The following is a 12,637-nucleotide window of genomic DNA, read 5'->3' on the forward strand; positions in this document are numbered from 1 at the left end:
TTAATACCCTTGACGGATCGGTGGTGTTTGCCTGACCAAAAATAGCTAACCAAGTCCATATGTTGACTATATGGTTTATCTAAAACAGTATCATCAATACTGACTATAAGTTTATTATTATCAATATGTTGAATTGATTCTTGATATAGGTCGTGAGGTGTGTAGTCTTCACGCTCTAGAAAGCGATTTACACTATCATGCGAGATATTATAAGTCTCGGCAAGTTGTGTGCAGCTAATAGAGTTCGGTTCTGTCATGAGAAAGCCCATATAAATGGGTAATGTACAAGTTGCTGTAGAAGCATGTTTAATTCGTCTGATCACAGATACTTTATAAAGTATTTTAATACTTTTTTGAATCCGTCAATGCGTAAGTCCTAAGAAATATCAAAGCTAGTAAGAACTCACAAAGTTTTTTAACTTTCTGCTGTTCTATACTTTCATTAGCAACAGCACTCAAAATAGTTACAAGAGTGACAAATGGAATAATCAATATTAATTCTAAGAAGAAATTAAATGTATGGAAGTTAATGATAAATTGAAGGAGGATGCTTAAATTTATTGAGGATCGTATAGTTTGAATAAAGAAGTTATGTGAATTTTCTTTGATAGTATTTAAACTAAACATAGTGCCTATTGCAAATATTATATACCAAAAAAATGTATTTTTAAGTTGACTAATATCCCAGATTTGTATTTGGTATAAGATAAATACACTTAGCAAGACATAGGTAGTAATTAATAAAATAGCAGTAATAATTTTAATTTGAAAAAATGCTTTGATAACAGTGATAAGAGAATATCTGAGCTGAACATTTTTTACAGAGTAGAATATTAAAGCCATTATAAGTATGGTTCCCCATGTAATTGAGGCTAATTCTCTGGTACTAAATTGATCCATGATTTAGAAAATTGTTTTAGTTTTAATGGTTTAGTATAGTTTAATTTACGTGATTTTTTAATCCCTCCCAACATCCCTTTAAAAATGGGAGGAGCTGTCACGTAATGAATTTGATACGTGAAAGTCCCTCTTTTTTAAAGAGGGATTTAGGGAGATTAATAACAAAAAAATCCCCTCACTTGAGGGGTTTTTTATATTCGATACGAATGGAATCTTCCCCCTTTATCAAAGGGGGATCGAGGGGGATTAAACCACTGAATCATCCAAATTCGGCGCTAACCAACGTTTCGCTTCATCCAGCGTCCAACCTTTACGCTTCGCATAATCTTCCAACTGGTCGCCAGAGATTTTACCCACGTTAAAGTATTCAGTTTCAGGATTTGCATAATAGAAACCGCTGACTGATGAAGGTGGCCACATTGCAAAACTAGAGGTTAAGTAAGTTCCAATCTTGTCAGTTGTACCTAACCAGTCAAAGAGTGGCGCTTTTTCAGAATGTTCAGGACACGCAGGGTAGCCCGGTGCAGGACGAATACCGACATACTTCTCTTTAATCAAATCTTCATTCGACAATTGTTCATCTGCTTGGTAGCCCCAGAATTCTTTACGGATACGCTGGTGCAAATGTTCAGCAAATGCTTCCGCAAAACGGTCACCTAAAGCCTGCGCCATAATTGCAGAATAATCATCGCCTTTGGCTTTGTATTCTTGCGACAGCTCTTCCGCACCAAAGATTGAAACTGTAAAACCACCCAAATAATCCTGAGCCACATCTTTCTGTGCAATAAAGTCCGCCAAAGAATAGTTGGCTTTGCCTGTCACTTTATCCGACTGCTGACGTAGATGTTCAAAAGTATGGGTCACATTGCCATTTTCATCTGCCACAGCAACAGTGTCGCTTGCCACACGGTTGGCAGGATAAATGCTGAAGGTGGCACGCGCATCGAAACGTTTATTCTCGATGATATCTTTCAGCATAATTTGTGCTTGTTCAAACAAGTCACGTGCTGCTTCGCCCACTACGTCATCTTCCAGGATTTTCGGGAATTTACCCGCCAGACTCCAAGAAATAAAGAACGGTGTCCAGTCAAAATATTCCACCAAGGTTTCAAGTGGATAATTGGTGAAAGTTTCCGAACCAATGAAGTTTGGTTTTACTGGAGTGTGTGCACCAAAATCAATTTTAAAGCCATTTTCAATTGATTTTGCATAAGACAATTTGGCGGCTTTCGGCTGTTTATTGGCTAAACGTGTACGGATTTTTTCATAATCCGCCGCATAGTCCGTTGCCAGTTTTGGTTTCATCTCGGCAGAAAGCAATTGTGTTGCCACACCCACGGCACGTGAAGCATCAGCTGTGTAGTACACACCATCATTTTGATATTGCGGTGAAATCTTTACAGCGGTGTGGGCTTTAGAGGTGGTTGCACCACCAATCATCAATGGAATATTAAAGCCTTTACGCTGCATTTCTTTGGCAACAAAGACCATTTCGTCCAGAGACGGTGTAATCAAACCAGACAAACCGATAATATCGACTTTTTCATCAATTGCGGTTTGCAGGATTTTCTCGCACGGCACCATCACGCCCAGATCCACGATGTCATAACCGTTACAGCCCAACACCACGCCGACAATGTTCTTACCGATGTCGTGTACGTCACCTTTTACCGTCGCGAGCAGGATTTTACCTTTGGCTTCAGCTTGGGTTTTCTCAGCTTCAATAAACGGATTCAGCCAAGCCACTGCCTGCTTCATCACACGCGCAGATTTTACCACCTGCGGCAAGAACATTTTACCGGCACCAAACAGGTCGCCAACCACGTTCATACCTGCCATCAATGGGCCTTCAATCACATCCAGTGGACGGGTTGATTTTAAACGGGCTTCTTCAGTGTCTTGGTCAATATACGTCGTGATGCCTTTGACCAGTGCATATTCAAGACGTTTTTCAACAGATTCATTACGCCATTCCAGGTTTTCTTCGGCTTTTTGCGTACCACTTTGACCACGATATTTTTCAGCGACAGCCAGCAGCCGTTCTGTTGCATCCTGACCACTTTCGCCTTGATTCTGGTTTTGAACCACATCTTCAACGGCAGCTTTTAATTCTTTATCAATGTCATCATAAATCGCCATTTGACCGGCATTCACAATCCCCATGGTCATGCCTTTTTGAATGGCATGGTACAAGAACACTGAGTGAATCGCTTCACGTACTGGCTCATTACCACGGAATGAGAACGAGACGTTAGAGACACCACCTGAAATCATGGCATGGGGTAGATTTTCTTTAATCCAGCCAGTCGCTTCAATGAAATCAACCGCATAGTTATTATGTTCTACAATCCCTGTCGCAATCGCAAATACGTTCGGGTCAAAGATAATATCTTCAGCAGGGAAGCCCACTTCATTGACCAGCACATCATAAGAGCGCTTACAGATCTCTTTTTTGCGAGCGGCTGTATCGGCCTGACCATCTTCATCAAATGCCATCACAATCACTGCGGCACCGTACTGACGGCACAGGCGGGCACGTTCGACAAACTCGTCATAACCTTCTTTTAAGGAAATCGAGTTCACCACGGCTTTACCTTGCACGCATTTCAAACCTGCTTCGATAATCTCCCATTTAGAAGAATCGAGCATGATCGGCACACGTGAAATATCCGGCTCAGACGCAATCAGATTCAGGAAGTGCACCATGGCGCCTTGTGAATCCAGCATGCCTTCATCCATGTTGATATCGATAATTTGCGCACCGGCTTCAACCTGCTGACGGGCAACATCGAGTGCTTCGGCGAAGTTTTCTTCACGAATCAGACGCAGGAATTTTTTCGAACCGGTGACGTTGGTACGCTCGCCGACGTTCACGAACAGTGAATCTGGGGTGATGTTAAATGGTTCTAAACCGCTTAAACGACAAGCTGGCGCAATCTCAGGAATTTGACGCGGGCTAATGCCTTCCACTGCTTGTGCAATTGCGCGGATGTGATCCGGTGTGGTACCACAGCAACCACCGGTAATATTGATCAGACCGCTTTCCGCAAATTCTTTAATGAAAGCTGCAGTTTCTTCCGGTGTTTCATCATATCCACCGAAGGCATTTGGCAAGCCAGCGTTAGGATGTGCTGAAACAAAAGTATCCGCTACATCCGACACGGTTTTGACGTGTGGACGCATCGCATCTGCACCAAGCGCACAGTTAAAACCAATCGAGATCGGTTCTGCATGACGCATCGAGTTCCAGAACGCTTCTGCGGTTTGACCGGTTAAGGTACGGCCAGATGCATCGGTAATGGTGCCTGAAATCATGATTGGCAGTTCATAGCCCAGTTCTTTAAAGACTTCTTTCACCGCAAAGATCGCAGCTTTGGCATTTAAAGTATCGAATACGGTTTCAATCAGGATGATGTCGACACCACCTTCAATCAGCGCTTTGGTTGATTCAATATAATCCACTTTTAAGGCATCAAAAGTGATGTTGCGGAAGGCTGGATCGTTGACGTTTGGAGAAATAGACGTGGTACGTGATGTCGGACCAATCACACCTGCCACAAAACGTGGTTTTTCTGGGGTTGAATATTTGGCACAGGCTTCTTTGGCCAGACGCGCGGCTTCACGGTTAATCTCGGGAACCAGATCTTGCATATGATAGTCAGACATCGAAACCCGCGTACCGTTAAAGGTATTGGTTTCAATAATGTCGGCGCCAGCTTCCAAGTAAGCTTCATGAATACCTTGAATGATTTGTGGTTGTGTCAAAACGAGCAGGTCGTTATTGCCTTTCAGATCATAAGCCCAATCAGCAAAACGCTCGCCACGGTAATCGGCTTCTTCCAGTTTATGGCGCTGGATCATGGTACCCATCGCACCATCGATAATTAAAATTTTCTTGGCAAGAAGTTCTTTTAAGGTGGCAAGTGTCGACATTCAAACTTTCTCAGTAGAAATCAAAAAACATCGTCCATATTAGCAGAATTAATGCTTGAATTCTGCGCCTCCTTTCTCAGAATGATGGATATGCATGATATGAAAATTTGATAAGTCAGTTAGAACAAGACAGGTTTTTGTTATCCGGTCTATGCAGTATTCAGCTTTAAAATGGGATCTGGCTAAAACTGGCAAAAATATATTTGAAAAATTAAGCTGATGCTTTTATTCATGAAATTGTCATATTTATTGACTATGCTCTGTACATAGAAATTATGGTCATCTTAAGCGTAGAGGGAGTTTCAAAGCTTTAAGCGCAAAAACAGGACACGTTTCTGAGTTCTGAAAAGCTGGAATTTTATCTTAAGTTGATGATTTATTGAATCAAACAGCAGTGTTTTACTCGGGATTAAACAGGACGAACAGCAGTAAGAAAATCTAAATTATTGCTTCATATGACAGCAGTTTGTCATATAATTGTCACAATTTAACTGAACAATAGGGGAATTCTTGAATCCTCTATTCCTGCTTGCATGAATCCTAATCAAACTCCCATAGATTCAGCACACGAGTCGGCTTCGCACAAGTCGACCAATGTTCACGTGCCGACACCAAAATTCTTTATGCCAGTTTTTCTAACTGTCATTATCTCTACTCTTATTTATATCGGTTTTCAATTGTCTGCCGATTTAGCGCATGTTCCTGCACTGGGTTTGTATTCAATTATTCTCCTGGCGACGGCATTGTTTATTGCGCTGGGCTTTGAATTCGTCAATGGCTTCCACGATACTGCCAATGCGGTTGCCACGGTCATTTATACCAATGCACTTTCTGCGCCTGTCGCTGTAATGTGGGCCGGTTTCTGTAACTTCCTTGGGGTTATGGTGGCCAGTGGTGCGGTGGCTTACGGTATTATTGCACTGTTACCTGTTGAGCTGATCATGAATGTCGGCTCCGGAGCAGGTTTTGCCATGGTGTTTGCCATGCTGATCGCTGCGATTGTCTGGAACCTGGGAACATGGTTTCTTGGTATTCCTGCATCCAGCTCACATACCCTGATCGGTTCGATTCTGGGTGTGGGTATCATGAACTACATTCTGCACGCGAGTAGCGGTGCATCGGGTATAGACATGGAGCAGGTGATGAAAGTCGGTAAGGCGCTGTTATTTTCGCCTTTAATCGGTTTTGCATTTGCCGCTGTGCTGTTCTTGCTGGTGAAAAAAATCTTCAAGAAACAGGTGGAGCTGTTCCAGCCACCTGAAGGTAATAAACCGCCACCCCCTTTAATTCGTGCCATTTTGATCTTTACCTGTACCGGTGTCAGCTTTGCGCACGGTTCAAATGATGGTCAAAAAGGCATGGGGCTGATCATGTTGATTTTGATTGGCTGTGTACCAATGGCGTACTCACTCAACAAAAACCTAGATCAACAGCATATCCAGACTTTTGGGCAATTGTCTGCGCAAACGGCCAATGCGATTTATCCAGACCATGCGGATATTGAAGATGAAAAAGCGCGTCAGATCATCACGACTTATATCCAAACCAAAGAAATCACCCCTGAAGTGGTGCCTGCATTGGCGAGCCTCACAGATCATTTAGGTGAAAAAGTCGGTAGCTATAGCAGCATTAGGGAAGTGCCTGAAGCACAGGTTTCAGAATTCCGGAATGACATGTACTTAAGTACCACAGCTTTCAAGCGTTTGGACAAAGCAGAAGCTTTACCTGCAATGACGGCTGAACAGGACAAAACGGTAGATCAATACCGTGACAGTCTGGATTCATTCTTGCAATACATCCCGACCTGGGTGAAAGTGGCCGTTGCTCTGGCGCTGGGTCTGGGTACTATGGTTGGCTGGAAGCGTATTGTGGTGACAGTCGGTGAGCGTATTGGTAAGCAGCATATGACCTATGGTCAGGGTATGTCTGCTGAACTGGTGGCGATGTCGACCATTGCGGCTGCGGATGGTTTCGGGATGCCGGTATCGACCACTCATGTATTGAACTCTGCGGTTGCAGGTACCATGGTGGCGAATAAGTCAGGTCTGAACTTCCAGATGGTGAAAACCATTCTGTCTGCCTGGGTTTTCACTTTACCCGCCACAATTTGTTTATCAGGTACTTTGTACTGGTTGTTACTTAAAGTTTTCTAATATTATTAGATAAGTAAAAAACGCTGCTTCGGCAGCGTTTTTTTATGAAGTTTTTTAAAATCCTCTCCCTTGGAGAGGGTTGGGGAGAGGGGGAGAATTTTGAATAAAAATAATATTGACTCTAGGAGAAGGGTAGAGTCAAGGAAATCAATTACTTCTTAAGCTTACTCAATAATCCCTTGGGTAACTTCTCTGTCGCAAAACCATACAGGGCAGCAAAAGGTAATGCAGTTCGCGCCAGATAAGCCACTCGCCACAAACCACCATGATTCGCACCCTGCATCATCAATTCCAGTGGATGATTCAGCTTCACTTCAGGATTGGCCACAGAGGTAGCATTACGCAGATCATGAATCCACAGGGCTGCCATCAGTGCATTTGTGGTTTCAGGTGCAAAAGCTTCGACATCAAACAGACTGGCACCGTTGAACGCGGCTTTTAATAGCGGATTCTTGGTGACTGAATACGTGGTTGTAGATGGAGCGATATTGATGCTGACACGTTGACCCTGAGCGCGAGCTAAAGTAGCACGCCATTGTTGAATGCGTTTGGCTAGTGCATAGTTTGGACCTTGTTCTACCACCAGACAGTCACAAATCCCATAAGACTGGTCACCAGATTGAATCAGCTCATGCGCATTTTTCTGAAAAAAGTGTTTGCGGCTTACAGTCGATACACCTTTGGAAATCAGTGTCTGTGCTTTCGAGCGCTCCGCATATTTCACTTTTGATGCTTCAATCACTTCACTTGGAACCGCATAGACATCGGTCGGGGTACACATATACATCAGGCTGGTATTGGCTTTTTGTTCGCTGACATATTTCATGATGGCATCCATCGCCATCGAAACACGGACATGCTTCTCGCCATCCAGATAGGCAATTGCGGCCAGATCCAGATCCGGCTCAAACTGTAATAGCCATTTAGCAATCTCGGGAATCTGAGTCAAAAGATTGGCACCGAGTTTTTCTTTTAGAACATCGTCAGGCGTATCTTCTGCAAGTGCTTCAGTACAGGGTGCATACAGCGTGGCATTGCCTTGGCTGATGGTATCGATAATCTTGCCCCAGACCCGGGTGTTGGGCAGGTCAATCGCCACAATATTGGCTTTCCATTTTGCCAGCCAGGTCAAAGGGCCAGCTTCAGATGCAGCACCAAACAGCACCATGGTTCGATCTGACAAATCAAACCATTCTGGGCGCGCCACACATTCACGCAGGGCATTGGCATGGCTGCTTTCCATAATACCTTGGTTTTCCCAGCGTTCAATCTGCTCCAATAAGGCATAGCCTTGCAGCTTCTGGCCGTGGTAGGGCACATACCATTCTGGTGCAGCCTGACTGCTTCCCGTCAATTTAAAGCTATGTAGTTGATCGGCGGGCAAGGTAAGGGCATCTTTCAGTAAATGCTTCTGGCCATCACGGTAAAATTCAAAGGTCTGATGCGCCTGTGCCAGACCATCTTCAGCAATTTTCAGGCTGGCTTCAGGCGAGCTTAGCCCTTGCTCGACCAGTTGCTTAAAATGCACGGTATATTGTTTGCGCCAGTTTTTTTCTGATTGTGCCTGTGCAGCACTGTGCTGATTCACATTGGCCAAAGCTGCTGCGATGATCGCGCGTCCTGTTTTTGAGCTACTTGGTTTTTGTTGATTGGACTGAAGCGGAAATTGAAGACCGTCTGGTGTAGTGGACATGCAAAATATCTCGTAAATGACAGTAATTAATATACAGATGTATACATTATCGCTGCAAAATTCACTCCAAGATTGGCAATAAGTGACATCATGACTTTTTAATATATTACGAGATGTTTCAAATAAATAAGAGAGCCATGGCTCTCTTATTTATTTTTAGCGGAAATATCAGACTTATCTTATATGTAGCCTTATTTCTCTAGCCTTCAATAACCCTGATTAAAACGGAACCTGCATCAGTTTATTCAGGAAATGCGGAATCAGGCGTGGCTCCAGAATAATGGTCATGATCACGCCGTAGGCTGCTCCCCACAAATGCGCGCTATGATTAATGTTGCTATTGCCTTTTTTGCCTGACCAGATGCTATAAGCCACATAGAGCACGGCAAAAATAATTGCAGGAACCGGTATAAAGAACACAAAAATCAGCTTCCACGGCTCAAACAGAATATAGGCAAACAGCACCGCAGAAACTGCACCTGATGCACCAAGGCTGGCCCAGCGCGGATTATTTTTATGGGTCAGATAACTTGGAATAATAGCTGCAATCAGACCGCCCAGATAGAACAGAATAAAACCCAGATCATATAAATACTGACGATAAAAGCTCTCGATCACACTGCCAAAAAAGAACAGGGTAATCATATTGAATAGCAGGTGAGTTCCATCGGCGTGAATAAAACCATGGCTAATAAAGCGGTCATATTGTCCACGTTGCAGTGCCGGTGGCCAGAAAATCAGGCGATTCATCACCGTCTCTTTAGAGAAGGCAATAAAGGACACAATACAGGTGATCAGAATAATGGTAACGGTGTGATTAAAAGGTAAATCAAGCATATAAAGTAATTCTAATGGTGCCTATTTGCCAATTATCATGCCATTAAAATTGCACTAAAGTTGTACTTTTATAATAAATCCGACAATTTTAGTTGATTTTTAAAAATTCCCCCCGATCTTCAGTTAAAATAGCCGTCTGAGCTTGAGGAAATTATTGTTATGTCGACTGAGAACAGCAGCACTCCAGTTGTTGGTGAAATTCCCAACTTATTGATTACACCAACAGCACAAGAGTATTTAAAGGATTTACTGGATAAACAGAACACCCCGGGTATTGGTGTGCGTGTTTTTGTAGAACATCCGGGTACTCCTCGCGCTGAATGTTGCATGGCCTATAGTGCACCTGATGAAGTTGTACCGACAGATTATAAGCAGGAATATCCTGATTTCCCTGCTTTTATCGACTCGCCATCTATTCCGTATTTACTCGATGCCGTGATTGACTACAACAAAGACCGTTTTGGTGGTCAGTTGACATTCCGTGCACCGAACTCTAAAGTGCCACGTGTGGGGCCAGATGCATCGGTAGAAGAGCGTATTACCTATGTATTGCAGTCTGAAATTAACCCGGGTCTGGCAGGGCATGGCGGTAACTGTGCACTGGTTGAAGTCAAAGAAGACCCAGAGCATGGCTTAACAGCGGTGCTTAAATTTGGCGGTGGTTGCCAGGGTTGTTCAGCGATTGATATCACCTTGAAACAAGGGGTAGAAACCACGCTAAAGCAGCATATTCCTGAATTGATGCATGTCGTTGATGAAACGGATCATAGCCAATCTGAAGGTGCGTATATGAAATAAGCTGTTCTATAGAACAGTTCATTTATCGCATTCTAAAAAACCTCGAACTTTCGAGGTTTTTTTATATCTGGCTTTAAGTTTAATAAATGTTAATGATAATAATTATCAATATTAATTGCATTTATGGAAATCCCTGTTACACTTCGCAACCGAATAAACATGATCTCTTCATAACTCTTAGGACGTGCAAGGTATGAATAAGCCCTTCTTAAAAACAACTTTAACTTTCGCAGTATTTACAGCAATGACTGTTTCAGTCCAAGCGCAAGACCAAGTTACTGAAGAAAAAGAGGGAATCGTACAGGCTGATGCGACCAAATTACAAACGATTGTGGTGACTGCGAGTGGACAGGCAGTTGATGTTAAATCTGCGCCAGCTTCAATTAGTGTCATTACGGCAGAAGACATACAGAAACAGCCTGTTTCAAGTCTGGCCGATATCTTGAAACGCGTGCCCGGCGTAACAGGGGGCCTAAGTTCAAATGGGGCAGGTTCAAAAATACAATTACGCGGGATGCCTGACAATTACACGCTGATCTTAATTGATGGTAAACGTGTGGGCTCTTCTCGAGATACCAATTATCGTGCAAACCTAGGACATCAAGATCTAAACTGGGTGAGACCAGAAATGATTGAACGTATTGAGGTTGTACGTGGACCCATGTCTTCTTTATATGGCTCTGATGCGATGGGTGGAGTGATCAACATCATTACCAAAAAAATCCCTTCAGAATGGGGTGGCTCATTGACCTTAAACCATACCATGCCAACGACATCTTCGGATTTAGGGCGAACCATTCAATCAGGACTCGTGGGATATGGCCCTTTAACCGATACACTAGGTATGCGTGCCACAGTCGGGATCACTGAACAGGAAGCGGATCAAGGTTATCAAATCTCTGACCGTAATCTTCCCGGAATGGCAGGAAGTAAAGCAACCGGACAATCGGGTAGTCGTGATCAGAATGCGAACTTAAAGTTCGATTATACGCCGAACGATATTCATAGCTTATCTTTAGAGCTGGGTTATGGCTTGCAAGAGAATAATGCCTCGACCACGCCTCAGGTGGTGGATGGTAAAGAACAGGCTTTATTAGCATGGGGTCCATCTGAGTTAGAACATCGTTCAGTGTCTCTATCACATGATGCTCAATGGGGTTTCGGTGATTCAAAAATTACGGCTTACTACAATGATTATGATCAAAGTCAGGTGACAGAGACTGGGCCGACCACACAAAAATCCAAGGAAAGCATTGTAGAAGCTAATCTCAATATTCCGTTTAAATTAGGTGTGGAGCATGTTGCAACAGTGGGAGGTCAATGGAAATCAGAAGAACTGGTTAATACCCGTAATATTGGGCTGGCTATTCCAAGTTATGACGGCAAAGAATATGGTTCAGAGCTAGAAGGAGATACCTGGGCATTGTTCGTTGAAGATAAAATTGTTTTTAATGATCAAGTCAATTTGACCCTTGGTAACCGTTTTGATCATCACGATAAATTTGGCACACATAATAGTCCACGTGCTTATTTGGTGGTGCAACCAAATGATGCATTGACCATTAAAGGTGGTGTTGCTCAGGGCTTTAGAGCTCCTTCACTCAAAGAGAATACTGCAGGTGCAGCGACGCGTTCAGGGGGGAATGGATGTACATCCTTGAAACCTTTAGGCTATGTATCGGGCGGATGTTATATGGCGGGTAATGCAGACCTGCAGCCTGAAGAAAGTACCAACTATGAACTTGGATTTAATTTTGCTCAAAATAATTTTGATCTCGGTTTAACTTATTTCCACACAGATTTTAAAAATAAAATTGAATATCGTGCTTTAGGAGAAATTAATGGGGTGTGGTGGACACAATATCAAAATGCTGAAAAAGCGCGTGTACGGGGCTTGGAAGCAAGTGTGGCATTACCACTCTTAGAGAATTTAAGCTGGAAGACCAATGCAACCTATTATTTTGAATCAAAAAACTTAGTGACTGGCAGAAATCTTTCAACGATTCCCGAGTTATCCGTTTATAGTGCACTCAACTGGACTCCCACTGATCCACTTTCATTGGAACTTGCAGCGCAATATACCGGTGAACAATATACGGCAAGTATTGAAGATACGGTAGTGATGCAAAAACCACATACGGTATTTAACTTATCTGCGAATTATGAAGTGAACGATCAAGTGACTGTTCGAGGTGGTCTCAATAATTTATTTGATAAAAAATTAGTAAATGCTTCAAATGATTATTATCTGGATCGTCAGGAAGTCTTTGTCGGACTGACTTATAATTTCTAAACAATTTAAAAGCCGCTCTCGAGCGGCTTT

6 protein-coding genes and 1 pseudogene are annotated in these 12,637 nt (G+C 43.0%); 3 read left to right on the forward strand and 4 right to left on the reverse strand.

Annotated features, from left to right (window positions below):
• Positions 1-323, reverse strand: a pseudogene (locus FTV29_RS04480) (IS701 family transposase); the annotation flags it as partial.
• An 823-nt stretch (positions 324-1,146) separates the two neighbouring features.
• Positions 1,147-4,833 carry a methionine synthase gene (metH, locus tag FTV29_RS04485; protein ID WP_180072007.1) on the reverse strand — a complete coding sequence of 1,229 codons (3,687 nt, stop codon included), beginning with the start codon at positions 4,831-4,833 and terminating at the stop codon, positions 1,147-1,149.
• Between the two features lie 533 nt (positions 4,834-5,366).
• On the opposite strand from metH, the gene FTV29_RS04490 reads away from it, so the two are divergent.
• Positions 5,367-6,986 carry an inorganic phosphate transporter gene (locus FTV29_RS04490; protein WP_005096235.1) on the forward strand — a complete coding sequence of 540 codons (1,620 nt, stop codon included), beginning with the start codon at positions 5,367-5,369 and terminating at the stop codon, positions 6,984-6,986.
• A gap of 151 nt (positions 6,987-7,137) precedes the next feature.
• Here FTV29_RS04490 and FTV29_RS04495 read toward each other — a convergent pair whose 3' ends face one another.
• A complete protein-coding gene (locus tag FTV29_RS04495; protein ID WP_074383099.1) occupies positions 7,138-8,679 on the reverse strand; it encodes a hypothetical protein in 1,542 nt (513 codons plus the stop codon).
• Positions 8,680-8,898: 219 nt separating this feature from the next.
• Positions 8,899-9,516, reverse strand: coding sequence for a rhomboid family intramembrane serine protease (locus tag FTV29_RS04500; RefSeq protein WP_005096237.1), 618 nt, complete (start codon positions 9,514-9,516; stop codon positions 8,899-8,901).
• 159 nt (positions 9,517-9,675) lie between these two features.
• Between FTV29_RS04500 and nfuA the strand changes: the two genes are divergently transcribed.
• Positions 9,676-10,314: a Fe-S biogenesis protein NfuA gene (gene nfuA / locus FTV29_RS04505; protein WP_180075177.1), complete on the forward strand. Its 639-nt coding sequence runs from the start codon at positions 9,676-9,678 to the stop codon at positions 10,312-10,314.
• Positions 10,315-10,507: 193 nt separating this feature from the next.
• The gene (locus FTV29_RS04510; protein WP_180075178.1) at positions 10,508-12,607 is read left to right on the forward strand and encodes a TonB-dependent receptor domain-containing protein; all 2,100 of its coding nucleotides are present in this window, start codon (positions 10,508-10,510) and stop codon (positions 12,605-12,607) included.
• Positions 12,608-12,637 lie beyond the last annotated feature (30 nt).

It is taken from the genome of Acinetobacter sp. YH12254 (assembly GCF_013417415.1).
Lineage (GTDB): Bacteria > Pseudomonadota > Gammaproteobacteria > Pseudomonadales > Moraxellaceae > Acinetobacter > Acinetobacter pseudolwoffii.